General features: G+C 42.0%; 9 protein-coding genes. 3 read left to right on the top strand and 6 right to left on the bottom strand.

Annotated elements, in window-relative coordinates; all coding sequences use genetic code 11:
• Positions 1-54 precede the first annotated feature (54 nt).
• The 3 genes from PL11201_RS06955 to PL11201_RS06970 form a co-directional block, all read right to left on the bottom strand.
• Positions 55-978, bottom strand: coding sequence for a DMT family transporter (locus PL11201_RS06955; protein WP_079677847.1), 924 nt, complete (start codon positions 976-978; stop codon positions 55-57).
• A 100-nt stretch (positions 979-1,078) separates the two neighbouring features.
• Positions 1,079-3,397, bottom strand: a complete 2,319-nt coding sequence (glgB, locus tag PL11201_RS06960; protein WP_079677848.1) for a 1,4-alpha-glucan branching enzyme — start codon at positions 3,395-3,397, stop codon at positions 1,079-1,081.
• A gap of 347 nt (positions 3,398-3,744) precedes the next feature.
• A complete protein-coding gene (locus PL11201_RS06970) occupies positions 3,745-4,548 on the bottom strand; it encodes a glutathione S-transferase family protein (RefSeq protein ID WP_079677850.1) in 804 nt (267 codons plus the stop codon).
• Between the two features lie 208 nt (positions 4,549-4,756).
• Between PL11201_RS06970 and PL11201_RS06975 the strand changes: the two genes are divergently transcribed.
• From PL11201_RS06975 to PL11201_RS06985, 3 genes are all read left to right on the top strand, one after another.
• On the top strand, positions 4,757-5,338 hold the full coding sequence (locus tag PL11201_RS06975; RefSeq protein ID WP_079677851.1) for a hypothetical protein: 582 nt from the start codon (positions 4,757-4,759) through the stop codon (positions 5,336-5,338).
• Positions 5,339-5,445: 107 nt separating this feature from the next.
• Positions 5,446-7,419 carry a peptidoglycan D,D-transpeptidase FtsI family protein gene (locus PL11201_RS06980; protein WP_079677852.1) on the top strand — a complete coding sequence of 658 codons (1,974 nt, stop codon included), beginning with the start codon at positions 5,446-5,448 and terminating at the stop codon, positions 7,417-7,419.
• Between the two features lie 147 nt (positions 7,420-7,566).
• Positions 7,567-8,520 carry an Hpt domain-containing protein gene (locus tag PL11201_RS06985; protein ID WP_079677853.1) on the top strand — a complete coding sequence of 318 codons (954 nt, stop codon included), beginning with the start codon at positions 7,567-7,569 and terminating at the stop codon, positions 8,518-8,520.
• A 13-nt stretch (positions 8,521-8,533) separates the two neighbouring features.
• Here the strand turns inward: PL11201_RS06985 and radC are convergent, their stop codons facing one another.
• From radC to PL11201_RS07000, 3 genes are all read right to left on the bottom strand, one after another.
• Positions 8,534-9,265 carry a RadC family protein gene (gene radC / locus PL11201_RS06990; RefSeq protein ID WP_079677854.1) on the bottom strand — a complete coding sequence of 244 codons (732 nt, stop codon included), beginning with the start codon at positions 9,263-9,265 and terminating at the stop codon, positions 8,534-8,536.
• Between the two features lie 163 nt (positions 9,266-9,428).
• The gene (locus PL11201_RS06995) at positions 9,429-10,271 is read right to left on the bottom strand and encodes an MOSC domain-containing protein (protein WP_079677855.1); all 843 of its coding nucleotides are present in this window, start codon (positions 10,269-10,271) and stop codon (positions 9,429-9,431) included.
• A gap of 139 nt (positions 10,272-10,410) precedes the next feature.
• Positions 10,411-15,795: a trifunctional serine/threonine-protein kinase/ATP-binding protein/sensor histidine kinase gene (locus PL11201_RS07000; RefSeq protein WP_079677856.1), complete on the bottom strand. Its 5,385-nt coding sequence runs from the start codon at positions 15,793-15,795 to the stop codon at positions 10,411-10,413.
• Positions 15,796-15,828: the final 33 nt, after the last annotated feature.

Below are 15,828 nucleotides of genomic sequence, written 5' to 3' on the forward strand. Positions count from 1 at the left end.
TAATTCTATCTGTTCCCTGTTCCCTATTCCCTCATGCGTTATGTTTCCTTGACTCTAGGTTTTTTTTCCTAATGCAATCATCATCGAACCTATAACTACAATAATTGCTCCTATCACAGCCAAAATAGTTAAATTTTCCGGTTCAATTAAATGGGGAAATAAGACCGCAATACTATCAACAGAAATGAGAGTAATAATCGGAGCTAAAGCTAAAACCGCACTGACCCGTGAAGCTTCCCAATGTTCTAAAGATTCCGCAAAACAACCATAGGCAATTAAGGTATTGAGTCCACAAAATAGTAGGATTAATACCTGAAATGGGGTTAAAGTAAAAATTGCTGCGGGAGTGGCAACGGGTAAATATAAAATCGCACAGCTTCCATAAATAAATGCCATAACTTGAGAGGAGGAAAGAGATTGTAGTAGTTGTTTTTGAGCTAAGGCATAAATTGCCCAGGATATGGCTCCAACTCCCAGTAAAAAACTCCCCCATAAATATTGATTGGAAGCAGTAACTAGAACTTTTAATTGTTCATGAAAAAACAAACTAAATCCTAAAGTTAGAACCCCTAACCCTGACCATTGTAAGCGGGTATAATGTTCTTTAAAAATAACTAATGCCCCTAACCCCATTAAAACCGGAGATGTTTGAATTAAAACTTCAGCATTGGTAGGAGAAGTTAAAGCTAAACCCTGTAAAAATAGAACGTAATTAGCGGCTAAAAATAGTGTAGCAATTCCCAATAAATGCCAAGGAATTAACTTAACTTTTTCCGAGTTAGGAAGGTGTTGACGACTGACTAAATATCCTCCTAACAATACAAAGGCAATAAAAAATCGATACCAAGTTACGGTATAAACGTCTAAACCTTGTAAAATAATAGCTAATGCTAAGGGTAGAATTCCCCATAAAAATGTTGTTAATAGGGCTAATCCTAACCCTAAGCGCCATCGTCCTGAAGTTGAATGAATAGACATTGTAAAATTATTGGCTACTTTTTTCTAACACAAAATATGAAAGCGATCGCCACTTTTTAAAATAGCGATCGCTGTTTTTCATGGGTTTAATTCAAGCTGATTAAGCCTCTAAAACGGGAACTTCCACCGCCGCTGCTTGCAAAGCTGCTTCCGTTTTCAGTCGGTCTAATTTGAGCACTAAAACTCCCAACGGTGGTAAGCATAAATCCAGAGAATGGGGATAATTATGGAACCACCATTCATCCGTCCATTTTCCGCCTAAATTCCCCATATTACTGCCGCCAAATTCACCGGAATCACTATTGAATATTTCGCTATAGAATCCCAATTCAGGAACACCTACACGATAATGACTATGGGGTTGGGGCGTAAAATTACAGACCACCACCACAAATTCCTCCGGCTCCTTAGCCCGTCGAATAAACGACACCACACTGTGACGAGTATCCGTACAATCAATCCATTGGAACCCAGCTTCAGCAAAATCCTGTTCATACAACGCCGGTTCACTGCGATACAATTCATTCAACGCTTGGAATAACCGTTTAATCCCTTGGTGGGCAGGATATTGCATCAATTCCCATTCCAAAGTCCCCCAAGCATTCCACTCTTGACGCTGACCAAACTCCATTCCCATGAACAAAGTTTTCTTACCCGGGTGAGTAAACATATAGGTAAACAAACACCGGACATTAGCAAATTTTTGCCAATCATCCCCCGGCATTTTGTTAGCAATATTGCTCTTACAATGCACCACCTCATCATGGGAAAGCGCCAACATAAAGTTCTCGCTGTGGTGATACCAAATACTAAAGGTAACGTTATTTTGATGGAACTGACGGAACCAAGGATCCATGCTGAAATAATCCAACATATCGTGCATCCATCCCATATTCCATTTCAGGTTAAACCCTAAGCCGCCAACGTAAGTGGGCCAGGATACCATCGGCCAGGAAGTTGATTCCTCCGCAATGGATAACGTCCCCGGATAATAACTAAACAGAACATGATTAGTTTGACGTAGGAAATCCGCCGCTTCAATATGTTCACAACCGCCGTATTCGTTGGCGACCCATTCCCCATCGGGACGTAAATAGTTCAGATACAGCATCGAGGCGACTGCATCCACCCGAATTCCATCGATATGATACTTGTCATACCAAAATAGGGCATTAGCCACCAAGAAATTTCGGACTTCGTTGCGACCATAGTTAAATACTAAGGTTCCCCATTCCTTGTGTTCGCCCTTGCGGGGGTCGGCGTGTTCATAGAGGTGAGTGCCATCAAAGAAGGGCAAACCATGTCCGTCTTTAGGGAAATGCCCCGGAACCCAGTCCACGATCACCCCAATGCCGTTCAAATGGCACTGATCGACAAAATACATGAAATCTTCAGGACTACCGAAGCGGGAGGTAGGAGCATAATATCCAGTGACTTGATATCCCCAAGATCCATCAAAGGGATGTTCGGCGATCGGCAATAATTCAATATGGGTAAAGCCTAAATCTTTAACATAGGGAATTAACTGATCTGCGAGTTCCCGATAGGTTAAAAAACGACCCCCTGGATCAAGCTCAGTGGCTTGTACAGGAGGTTCAACCGTGCCATCGGGTAAAACATGGGGTTGATCAAACGGAGCGCGGTTCCAAGACCCTAAATGGCATTCATAAACCGAAATCGGAGATTTCAGGGGATCTTTATGACGTCGTTCTTCTAACCAATCTTGGTCACGCCATTGGTAGGCATCTAAATTAGCAACAATAGAAGCGGTTTTGGGGCGAACTTCTTGATAAAACCCGTAGGGATCGGTTTTCTCATAGATATGTCCTTCCCAGTTTTTAATTTCATATTTGTAATGTTCGCCGACTCCGAGTCCGGGGACAAACATTTCCCAAACACCATTGCCCAATTTCCGCATTTGGTGTTTGCGGCCATCCCAATTGTTGAAGTTACCAATAATCGAAACATTCCGCGCACTGGGAGCCCAAACGGCAAAATACACCCCCGCCACGTCATTGACGGTCATCAGGTGGGCGCCTAATTTTTCATAAATCCGGTGGTGGTTTCCTTCTGCAAACAGGTGAACATCCACATCGGTAAATTGGGCCGAACGGAAAGCATAGGGGTCATAAACCACCTTTTCATGTTCCCCTTCCTTGAGTCGCAATTGATAATTGGAGAGTTCATGGGTATCAATGATGCACTCGAAAAAATGGGGATTATGGACGGACTGCATGGGGTATTCCTGTCGTTGTTCGGGCAACAGAACCCATGCCGCCTCCGCATTAGGGAGGTACGCTCTCACTACCCATACCGTTTTACCCTCATGTTCAATTTGATGGGAACCCAACACTTCAAAGGGATCTTGGTGATGGTTCCAAACAATCTTATCAATCTGATCAGTTGCGATGGTCGTCATGGATTTCTACTGCTCTACGATTACAAAACAGGTCTAATATGGATCGGAAGGGTAGTATCAATTTACTAGATTTCGACCTTTTCAGGACGACGAAACCTCCTGCTTCCTACCTTCCGCATTTTCGGGAAAATCCTACTCTTACGCTTTGACATCCTCCCGACACCAACGCTTCGCTTATGCTGCGGTTCTTCCTGCTCCCATTTTTGATAAGCGAGATTTGGGATTATTTTACTTGATTTTGACCATCTATTCATCAATGACTGTTGACCGTCAGCAAGCGAGGACACCCCTGCTCCCCTACTCCCCCTGCTCCCCCTGCCTCCCCTACTCCCCCTGCTCCCTGTTCCCTATTCCCTCAGAAATTGATAAACTATTTCCATCAATTCAACGTCTATATTAAAAGCTGTCCTATTTTTGCGGTTGATCATGCCATTGTCCGACACTCCAGAAAAAACTGTCCTTGATTTACATGAAGATGCAAACCGCCATATTGCTGAACANAAGGGTTCACCACAAAGATCATGAATTTTGACAATCCGGTCGAATATCCAGGGGTAACTTTGGCGGTATTCAGGAATTAAGGCCAGGGGACTGAGCAAGGCCGCCGCAGCCAGATCCGCAATACTGATGCGATCGCCCACTAAATAGGGCCGTTCTTTCCAGACTTCCAACACCTCAAAAGCCGTTTTTAACCGAGTTTTAGCCAGTTCAACCGCCGCCGGATTAATCTGATATTGCCAACACACCACCCGAATCACCAATAAACTCGATAGGGACGGATCAATGTTTTTCCCTTCTCCAGACCGAAACTGATAATAAACAAATCGAGTCGCTGTCCCAATACTTTCATCTAACCAATCTTCTAATAATGCAGCTTGGGTTTGTAGGTGGGGATCGGCTAAAAATAAGGGGGGATCAGGGTAATTTTGTTCTAAATACTTGAAAATTTGAGTCGAGTCGGCGATCACTTGGGGCTGACCTTCTATTTGGGGTAATAAAACCGGAACTGTTGTCAGTCCCGTTAGGGGTTTGAGTTTCAGGGTATGAAATCCCGGAGTGAGATTTTCCACCTGATAAGAAATCCCCTTATACCCCAATGCTAAACGCACTTTTCGACAATAATGGGACGTACTAAACTGCAATAGGAGCATAAAAAACTAAAATTGATTAACTAAAGATCCAAAACTGAAATTTAACAATATTTTGGGGGTTTTTCGTGATTAGATAGTTTTAAGTTAGTTTGATAATTAAGGGTGGGATTTTTCTATTGGAGATGGTTCCAAGTTACCCCAGCCCCGGATCAAGCATTGCCTTTCCATTCCCCCACACCGAAAGCTGAAGTCAAGGTAGGTAAATTTTATGACTGTTGCGTTCAAATCGACACCTTCTCCTCAACGCAGAATTTCTAGTCCCGTTGATCTTCCTTCGATACAAAGTAAAGTTGTTCCCTTTGATCAGGCTCGGAAAAAACGGGTTAAAGCCTCCTTGACGACCTCTATACCCTTGGTTAATCCCCCCTCGCCCATACCCTCGTCAACGGTTGTTAAAGCCCTGCCCAAACCTCAACCCAAACCTTTCTGGCTTGGTTCCATGGTCGCTGTACAAAAGGTTTCATCGGTGGTCACCTCATTGATTATCGGTTCAACTTTAACGGTTTATGGGTTAACGGTTTATGGAGAGTCGAGTTGGACACAGGAATATCCCAAATTAGAAAAGTTACGAGCCACGGAACAACAACTACGCACGGCTCAAGAACTGTTAAAAAATCAAATTGCGATCGCCGCCGACGAACCCACCACAGGTCTTGTGACTCCCCAACCAGGTGATATGATTTATGTTGAACCGGCGAAACCCCGTCCCCAACCCTCCCCAGAACCCACTGCTGTGATCAAATTAGATCCTTCTCCCCATCCAACATTAAATAGACCTTTAGGATATTAAACAGGGAACAGGCAATGGGCAATGGGTAATGGGCAATAGTTTGCTCCCCCTGCCTCCCCTGCTCCCCCTGCTCCCCCTGCTCCCCCTGCCTCCCCTGCCCCTACTATATGGCTTCTTCAGACTATTCTTCCGGTTCTCGTTTTCAACGACAGCGTTCTTCTCCTAGTCAGCGTGGGGGAAAAAGAACAGTGATGGGGCGAAAAAGAACCGCCTGGGGAAGTAAAGGTCAAAATTCCCCATCTCGGAATTCGGGTTTCGCTCCCTTCGCGACAAGCCCGGTGAATCTTCCCTTTGTCGCCTATCCTAGAAAGCGCCCTCGCTCCGCCCCTGTAAGAGCAGATCGCAGGCGTTTAATATTAGTTTGGTTAGTAATACTAGGGGGAATTCTGGGTCTATCCCTTAATTTATTTCGTTTACAAATAGGTCAAGAATCTTCCTTCCTCAAAGAACAGGCTTTATCTCAACAACAACAAAAAATTCTACCGTTTGTTCCCAGACGTTCAATTACTGATCGCAAAGGAGATATTCTGGCTTTAGATCAGCGAGTTTATACCCTTTATGTTCACCCTAAACTCTTTAAACAAACTCCCGATGAAATTGCTGAAAAGTTAGCCCCTGTATTATTGCGAGAAGATTCAACCACCCCACTCAAGAGCGAACTTTTAACACTATTTGGTACATCTCCTAGTGGAATTAAAGTTGCAGATTCAATCTCCGAACAAGTCGCAAATCGAATTAATAATTTAGGCTTAGACGGATTAGAACTATTAGAAAGTCGTCAACGACTTTATCCGCAACAGGAAAACACCGCAGATGTTGTGGGTCATGTCAATCTTGAAGGTAAAGGTCAAGCTGGAATTGAATATAGTCAGGAAAATTTACTAGAACGCACCATGCCCTCCTTGTCCTTTCAACGGGCTGCTAATGGTGCTTGGGTTCCTGAACAAATCGCTACAGGATTTATCCCCATTGATGATTTAGAATTAAGGCTAACGATTGACTCCTCCTTACAACGGGTTGCCCATCAAGCCCTCCAGAAAAGCGTTAAAGAATACAAAGCCAAACGGGGAACGGTCATTGTCATGGATGCTACCGATGGCTCCGTACTAACCCTAGCCAATGAACCGACCTATAATCCGAATCAATACTATAAATTTGACTTAGAACGGTTTAAAAATTGGGCCTTAACGGATCTTTATGAACCCGGTTCAACCTTCAAACCAATTAACGTTGCTTTGGCCTTAGAAGCAGGAGCAATTCAACCGGATACTGTTGTTAATGATGAAGGTCGCATTCAAGTTGGAGGTTGGCCGATTCAAAATTCCGATGGTTCCGCTAGAGGCGAAATTAATATCAGTGATGTGGTCAAATATTCCAGTAACGTGGGCATGGTGCGAATTATGCAACGGATGGAGCCAGAGGTGTTTTATGAAGGCTTAAAACGTTTGGGCTTAGGAACAACCATGGGCATTGATTTACCCTTTGCCGCCACCAGTACCCTAAAATCTAAAGAACAATTTGTTTCCGCCGCCATTGAACCAGCTACCACAGCTTTTGGCCAAGGATTTTCCATTACTCCCATTCAGTTAGCCCAACTACATAGTCTGTTAGCCAATGGGGGTAAACTGGTGACTCCCCACGTTATTCAAGGGTTATACAACAGCAAAAGCCAACTGTATTGGAAATTGCCCCTGAGTGAACCCGAACAAGTATTCTCTTCTGAAACAGCCAATTCCGTTTTAAAGATGATGGAAACCGTTGTCAAAGAAGGAGGAACCGGAACCCGGGCCGCCATAGACGGTTATCGGGTGGCTGGAAAGACCGGGACGGCTCAAAAAGCATCGGCGGATGGAGGCTATTCTTCCAACGCCCTGATTACCAGTTTCGTCGGAATTTTAAGTGTTGACCATCCCCGTTATGTGGTGGTGGCGGTCGTGGATGAACCCTTAGAAGGTCGCGCCGGGGGAATTGTGGCTGCACCCATTGTGAAATCGGTGATGGAAGCCCTGATTCATCTGGAAAAACTTCCCCCCTCAGATATTCCGGCTCTCAATTCTGCGGAAACTTCCCCAGATCGTTAATCAGTCATTAGTAAAGAATAAATACTAATCTGTTGATTAACTCCGAGCTTCTACAATGTTTAGGGTTGACCAATCACAGATCAACTCTTACACTGATAACTGATTACTGATAACTGATTACTGATTCAAGGGTTTAGGAGGGCTGCTGTGCCAACAAACCAAGACCAAAGGATCTTTGCTATCTTCATGGAAGAGGCGGAGGAGCGTCTCGAAACCCTGCAAATGGGGGTCACAAAGCTCCCCGCAATTATGGCTGATCCAGACAGGGAAGAAGTAGCTTCCATCTATCGGGCTGCTCACTCCATTAAGGGGGCGGCGGCGATGTTGATGGAGAATATGCCCAGTCTTGCCAGTATTAATAAGGTGTCCAAACGCCTAGAAGATTGTTTTAAGCTGGTTAAGGACACACCGTTAAAAATTGATGCCACAACTCAAACCCTTTATAGTAAGGGGTTTGAAGTATTGAAAAATCTTATTGATCGAGCAGCTAGTCCCGCCGGACTTTCGGAAGAAATAGGGGAGAAAATTCTCAAGGCTTCTCTACCTGTGTATGATAAGTTGGAAAACCACTTAAAAGACTTAATGAGTGGTAAGGTAGCCGCGGCACCTTCAACGGCGACAACGCCAACAGCTACAGCAACACCTGGGGTGGCTAATGCCGTTAATCAAGTGATGACGGTTCTCAAACCCATGTTACAAGGATTAAAACAAGCAGAATCTCCAGAAACTCGTAAACAATTGGCGGGTTTATGCGCTCGATTAACGAAGGTTGGGGCAGGAATTGAACCTTGGCAAACATTAGTGAAAACGGCCCATGGTGCGATCGCCAATCCTAAAAATTCTTTTAAAGTTTTAGCAACCCCAATTATTAATGAGTTGAAGCAAGGGGCAGAACTTTTACAAGCGGGAAAAGCCAGTACCATTGCCCCCAGTGCAGCGTTATTATCCTTGGCGGGTGCAAAAGCCGCTGCTAAACCCGCTACTCAAGAAATCACAATTCCGGCTGATCCGAAAGAAGTGGTAAAAGTGCTATTAAAAACCTTTAATAAACAACAATTACAAGCGATCGCTCAGTTGTTAATTAAGCACGTTAAATCCTAAAATCAGTAAAAATTTACTCGGTTTGGGGATATTCTTCCCATAAAGATGTTGTGGTTCTTAAACTCAGATGATTGCCATTTCCCAAAATAATATGATCTAAAATCGGGATAGACAAAAATTGCGCCCCTTGCAGTAATTGGCGAGTTAAATTAATATCTTCTGAACTGGGTTCAACATTCCCCGATGGGTGGTTATGGGAAACAATTACCCGGGTTGCGCCGCTTTTCAATACTTCTCGAAAAATATCCCGGGGATGGGCGATCGTTTCCGTTGCACTTCCAATGGTAATCACTTGAGTTCCTAATAGACGGTGTTTAACGTCCAATAGCAAGACCGCAAAACGTTCTTGGGGTTGCCACATCAAATCATGGCTTAAGGCGTCGGCGGCGGCTTGGGGAGTCTCAATAACGGCTAAATCTGGGGGTTTGGACTGAAAAACCCGTTTCCCCAACTCAACGGCTGCTAGAATTGTGGTGGCTTTCGCTGGCCCAATACCATGAATTTGGGTTAATTCATGAACCCCAATATCCCGCAATACCGCTAGGGGATCTCGTTGATGTTGACTTAACTGATTTAAGATATATTGTCCTAAACCGACGGCGGATAATTTTCCCTTTCCCTGACCTGTTCCTAAAAGAATTGCCATCAATTCAGCCGTGGCTAAATTTCTGGAACCAATGGCCATTAATCGTTCACGGGGACGCTCATCACTGGGTAAATCAGCAATTCTCAGGCTATAGGTCATTTGGGTTGCACCCCACCAACGCAATATTTATGGTATTAAATTTTACTCAATTTTTTTCATGATTTCAAGTTGAATCGGGTGTTAACTCCAGGGGTTCTATATCAAATTGGTCTCAGTAATTAAAACTCTAGCTTGTAACAAAAATTCACTTTAACGCTTTTTTTTAAGTGGTTTCCACCACCTCAAGGACATCTCCGACCTGAATTGTCCCGGTATTTCGAGGAATGATATTCACACCAAACATCACCCCACGGGGTTGTTGTCGAAAGGTGGCTAGGGTTTTTAAAGGTTCTGTTAATGGGTTACGCTCCCCACTATTTTGATCGGTTGTCGTCACAATACAACGGCTACAGGGTTTAACTAAATCAAAATAAACCTCTCCAATTAAAATAGTTTTCCATTGATCTTCAATAAAAGGTTGATCAGTATCAATCACAAGATTAGGTCTAAATCTATTCATCGGAATCTCTTGTGATGATATGGGATAGGTTTCTGTGAGTTTTCGGTTTAATTCGGCTAAAGAAGCAGTATTAGTTAATAAACAGGGATAACCGTCGGCAAAACTCACCTGATTATTAATATTAACAGCATAATTGGGATCAACGGGTCGAATAAAATCAGGAGATTGTCGCACTAACCGCAAATTAGGTTGATTATCCTGTTTTAAAGCATTTTTTAGCCAGTCAGCAACCTCATCTCCTTGATCGACTGCAATTGTTGTATCTCTCCAAACTTGTACAGGTTTAGAAATTCCCGTTAATGTAGGTTGCAACTGAAAAGATTTAATATTTTGATTCTCAACGGATAATTCTATTAATTCCCCTAACTGTTGAACTCGAATTTTTGCTAATTGAGGATAAGTTCTCTGGGTAACAAACTGACCGGATTCATCAACCCACATAAACTCCCGATCCCAATCTAATCCTTTCAGGGTTACTTCCCCTTGGTTAAGGGCTATTTTGCCACAGGACTTAATCGGATAAATAAATAGTTCAACCAAATTCATTAGTTAGATCTCCACAATAATCTAATTCCTATCTTAGAACTAATTCAAGCCGCGGAGTTATTAGAACAAGAAAAACGACAGGAACAAGAAAAAGCTAAGATCAGGAGGAAAAGAGTTCACCGTTGCCTGTTACCTAAAATTAACAGGGAATTAAAATTGTGAATTCTGAACCTTGATCTAAACTAGAGTTTACTGTTAATGTACCCGAGTGTTTTTCCACAATAATCTGTCGGGCGATCGCTAACCCTAAACCCGTTCCTTTCCCCACTTCTTTGGTTGTAAATAAATGATCAAATATCTTTTCCTGTACCTCTTTACTAATACCAATACCATTATCTTTAATCCAAATAATTACCTGTTTTTGATCACTCGATAACTCCGTTTTAACCCTAATCTGATTATGAATTTTCCCATAACTTAGTCCTTGATTCGATTGTTCCAGAGCATCGATCGCATTACTTAAAATATTCATAAATACCTGATTGAGTTGTCCGGCATAACATTGGATTTGTGGTAAATCACCATAGTCCTTAATCACCTGAATTTCGGGTCGTTTTTCATTAGCTTTGAGGCGGTGTCTGAGAATCATTAACGTGCTATCAATCCCGTCATGAATATTGCAAGCCACCGGATAGTCCTTATCCGCACGGGAGAAGTTTCTCAGACTCATACTAATATCCTGAATTCGTTTGACTCCTTCCGCCATCGAACCGACTAATTTAGGCAAATCTTCCCGAATATAATCCAGTTCAATGGCTGAAATTTCCTGTTGAACTTCTGAGTCCAATTCAGGATATTTTTTTTGCACGAGATCGAGCAATCGAAATAAATCATGGATATAATCTAAGGCAGGTTGAATATTACCCGAAAGGAAACCCACGGGATTATTAATTTCATGGGCGACACCCGCCACCAAACTCCCTAAAGCCGACATTTTTTCACTTTGGATAATTTGAATTTGGGCGTGTTGTAAGTCAGTTAAAGCTTGTTGAGAGGCTTGATACAGACGGGCATTTTCTAAGGAAATAGCGGCTTGAGAGCAAATTAAATTTAACACTTCAACGCGATCGCTCGTAAACGCTCCCACCGTCAAATTATTTTCTAAATATAAAATACCGATTAACTGCCTTTGATTTATAATTGGAATACAAAGAATACTGATCGGCTGGTGTTTTTTGATGTAAAAATCAGCAGCAAAATCAGCACGGATCCGGGCATCTGCGAGTACCAGAGGTTGCAAGGTTCGCTTAACATTATTAACTAAACTAATCGGGATATCGGGACTTAATTCTAGGGGAACAGAAGATAGGAGTTGGGGAGATTTTTCGGATTCTACTAAACCGACTAATTTTAAAGCCTGATCTTGTTTAATCAGCAAGACACACTTACTGGCCCCCGCATTGGCAATCACTATTTCTAATAGAGTTGTGAGGAGTTTATCGAGTTGAATTTCACCAGAAATCGCTTGAGAGGCTTTGAGTAGAGTCGGTAAATCTAGCACTTCCGAACTACTGGTCGAGGTTTTGGTAGACGTGAGCGTTCCCCTGGCAATGGTTTCTTGGAAGGAATGAGCAGCGTTAGGTTGTTGTAGGATGGGCGCGAGGAGTCGGGGATAATGTTTTTCCAGAGCGTCAATTTTAGCCTTAGCTCCCCAACGACTATAAATATAATAAGCCTCGATCATATAATCCCGGGCGAGGTGTTCTTTCCCCCACCCTAGGCAAAACTGAGCCGCGAGTTCCTGAGCCAGCCCTTCTTCGCAAATATAACTTTGTTTTTTTGCTCCTAAAATAGCCTGTTCATAGAACTCCGCCGCCTGCCAATTCATCCCCAAGACTCGGGCTTTTTCGGCTTCTACTAAATCATATTTATGTTGATTTACCTGCGGGGCATTCTCCGCCCAAAATTTCATTTTTTCCTGATTAATATTGACTTGTGCTAAATAGTTTTGTTGTTCGCTCTGGGGAACTTTAGCATAGAGATTGAGTAACGCCAGGGAATGGTAAAAATTGAGAAAGACAACCTGCATAAAACCAAAAGCAGCCCCCGCTTGTTCTTGGGCAAATTCCACATTTTTTAAGGCTTGGCGACTATCCCCTAACAAATAGAGTAAAATTGTTTTTGCCACATAAAAAATAAATAAAACATTTCCTGATTTGGCTTCAATCATGCGAGGTAAAATTTTTGCTTCATCAAAACTTTCACCGATTAATAATAAGGGATCTGCCGATTCCCCCTGTAAATTTAAGCCCAATTGTCGCCATATTTGCGAAAAATGAGTCGGAATTTCTTGTTTGATATGAATACACAAATCAATATAAACTTTCTGTTCCCCAACAGATGACCCTAAGTTATCTGCCGTAAAAAATAAGTAACTCGATAAATTGGCAGCAGAATATCCCCCCCACTCTAAATCACCCACTTCTAGCCCGGCTTGTACTGCTTCTCGTAAAGGTTCTACACTATTTCTCGGGTGTTCTTTCCAAGTCCGAATATTAGAATTAAACAAGTTATAAACCTTAGCTTTCAGGTCTTTAGCATTAAATTTTTCTAAAAGTTTTAAGGCAATTAAACCCGCATGATAACCCCTATCTAATTGACCAAATCCCACTAGCAATAACCCATAAAAACCATAGGCAAAAGATGATATTCCCGAATTTCCATGTTGCAGACACAAATTAATCATGGTGATAATAATTTGCGGGAAAATCTCTGGTTTTGCCATAAATACAGGCGCGCAAAGGATTTTCAAAATCTGCATGGCTGCCAACTTATTGGGATCGGTCATGATGGGCAACTCATCCAAACGGTCAAGATGGGGTAAATCAATGATTAATTCTTTTTCGACATCGATTGTGAGTAAGGAAATCGTGAGTTTTTCTAAGACTTCTAACCCAATATTCACGGCTGTTAACATTTCGAGTTGAGCAATATGAATCTGCATTTGCAATTCATAAACTTTGACTTTATCTAATAAACTATTAGCCGTTTGCATTGCCACTTCAGCTAACTTGAGTGACTCCTCAAAATCCAGGTTTAAATATTGAGCCTCAGCCGTATCAATGTAAATATTCAGAGTCAATTCATACTGATTTTGCCAACATTCTGCGGTCAGTAACTCCATGGCGGTTTGCAAATAAACCAATGCGGCAACATAAGCGGTAGATGCCTTGGCTTTTCGTCCGGTTATGAGGTTTAATTCCGCTAATTCTTGACGTTCCTGGGGTGGTTTAATTAAATCTTGACCTTGATTTAAGTGTCTAACAATTTCAAAAATTTTGTCATCCTGCTCAATGTTTGAGGAATTTTTGAGTAATAATTGCCCAATTTTGAGATGGGTGGCTTGCTTTTTGTCATCGGGAATCAAAGAATAGGCCGCTTGTTGAACGCGGTCATGGAGGAATCTATAATTGGCATGGGTAGCCACATCATCGACGGTGCAAATATTATCATTTTGCCGGAAAAATTTATAAACTTCCGTTGTGGCAATAATTAAGCCTTCTTCTAATGCTTTCCACAGTTGATCCGCCATCAATGCCGGGGAGTTATCGGTTTCTGAAACGATGGCTAAAGTGGCTAAATCAAACTGAGATCCGATACAAGCGGCTAATTTGAGAACGTCTTGGGTTTCTGTTGGTAATTTCCGTAATTGCAACGCCATAAATTCAACCACATCATCGGTAATGGCTAAGGCTTTAATATTAGCAATATCACATTGCCAATGCTGAATCTCCCAATTAAAGGTAATTAATTTTTCGTCATATAAGGCTTTAAGAAACTGTACGGCAAAAAAGGGATTTCCTTTAGTTTTTTGATAAACATTCTGGGTTAAAGGTTGGGCTAGGGGTAATTCACAATGGAGTGTATCGGCCACTAATCGATTGAGATCGGATTCACTTAGGGGGGGTAAAGTAATGGTATTGACCGTAGCTCCACTTTTAACAATTCGATCTATGGTTAACATAAGGGGATGAATCGGTGAGACTTCGTTATCTCGATAGGCTCCTAATATCAATAAATTTCCCGTATCTTGCATTAATAGTTGCAGCAAATTCAAAGAAGCAGAATCTGCCCATTGCAAATCGTCCAAAAATATAACTAAAGGCTGTTCTTTCGTGCTGAAGATCCCGACAAATTTCTGCATCAATAAATTAAAGCGATTTTGAGCCGCATTCCCAGAAATTTCTGGGGCTTGAGGTTGTTTCCCAATGATATTTTCTAGCTCGGGAATTACCTCAATTAAAACTTGTCCATTCTCTCCTAATTCTGCTAATATTTTATCCTTCCAGATTTGCAATTGAATATCCGAATCCGATAATAATTGCCGCATTAAGTCGCGGAAGGCTTGCACAAATCCCGAAAAGGGAATGTTCCGTTGAAATTGGTCATATTTGCCTTTAATAAAATATCCCCGTTGTCGGACAATGGGTTTATGAACTTCATTAATAACGGCTGTTTTTCCAATCCCAGAAAATCCGGCAACGAGCATGATTTCACTACTGGATAGGGGGAAATTTTCTCCCTTTTGCGACGATGAAGATAGTGACGCAACTCTTTCAAAAGCAGCTAAGAGTTGATCCACTTCTCGTTCCCTACCGTATAGTTTTTCGGGAATTAGAAAACGGTCTGTAATATCTTGGTTTCCTAATTCAAAAAAGTCTATTTGACCCGTTATTTTAAGTTGAGTCAAACATTTCTCTAAATCATATTTAATTCCCAGGGCGCTCTGATAGCGGTTTTCGGCATTTTTTGCCATCAACTTCTTAACAATTTTTGATAAAATCAGGGGGATTTCTCGATTAATTTGATGAATCGGTCTGGGTTTTTTAGCCAGATGACAATGGACTAATTCCATGGCATTTTCAGCAGAAAAGGGTAATATTCCCGTTAACAATTCATAAAAAGTGATGCCCAGGGAATAAAAATCACTCCGATAATCAATCCCTCGATTCATCCGTCCCGTTTGTTCGGGGGAAAGATAAGGTAATGTCCCTTCTAAGATATTGGGATTCTGAATTTCTTGGCTTTCTTTGGGTAACAGGGAAGAAATACTAAAGTCAATTAATTTAATTTGTTTGGTATCGGGATGAATCAGAATATTAGCGGGTTTGATATCTTTATGAATGACTCGATTTTGGTAAAGATAGTGTAGGGTATCGGCGAGTTTGATAGCGATTTCCAGAAATTCAGTTAAAGGTAAATATTTAGATTGAGAATTTTCCTTTGTGGCGTTTTGCAGATAATGGGAGAGGGAAATTCCACCAAAATCTTCCATCACTAAGGCATAGCCATTGTGATAGATTTCTAGGTTTAAGGGTTTAATAATATGGGGAAAGTCGAGATTTTTAGCAATGGTATATTGGTTACGAAATTGGACGAGTTCATGAAAAGTTGGATACTCGTTTCGCAGGAATTTGATCACAACAGTTGCTTGGTCGTCGGTACGGATACCTCGATATACGAGGGTGCGAGTTCCTGCGTATAATTGCTCTGTAATTTGATAACCCACTAAGTTGACGACCATGGTTATAACCTTTTTAATTGGGTGGATCACTCC

Source organism: Planktothrix sp. PCC 11201 (genome assembly GCF_900009135.1).
Lineage (GTDB): Bacteria > Cyanobacteriota > Cyanobacteriia > Cyanobacteriales > Microcoleaceae > Planktothrix.

Bases quoted from the DNA above. Each gene is read 5' to 3' on its own strand.
- glgB (WP_079677848.1), bottom strand. From the start codon at position 3,397: ATGACGACCATCGCAACTGATCAGATTGATAAGATTGTTTGGAACCAT.
- PL11201_RS06975 (WP_079677851.1), top strand. From the start codon at position 4,757: ATGACTGTTGCGTTCAAATCGACACCTTCTCCTCAACGCAGAATTTCT.
- PL11201_RS06980 (WP_079677852.1), top strand. From the start codon at position 5,446: ATGGCTTCTTCAGACTATTCTTCCGGTTCTCGTTTTCAACGACAGCGT.
- radC (WP_079677854.1), bottom strand. From the start codon at position 9,265: ATGACCTATAGCCTGAGAATTGCTGATTTACCCAGTGATGAGCGTCCC.
- PL11201_RS06995 (WP_079677855.1), bottom strand. From the start codon at position 10,271: ATGAATTTGGTTGAACTATTTATTTATCCGATTAAGTCCTGTGGCAAA.
- PL11201_RS06955 (WP_079677847.1), bottom strand. From the start codon at position 978: ATGTCTATTCATTCAACTTCAGGACGATGGCGCTTAGGGTTAGGATTA.
- PL11201_RS07000 (WP_079677856.1), bottom strand. From the start codon at position 15,795: ATGGTCGTCAACTTAGTGGGTTATCAAATTACAGAGCAATTATACGCA.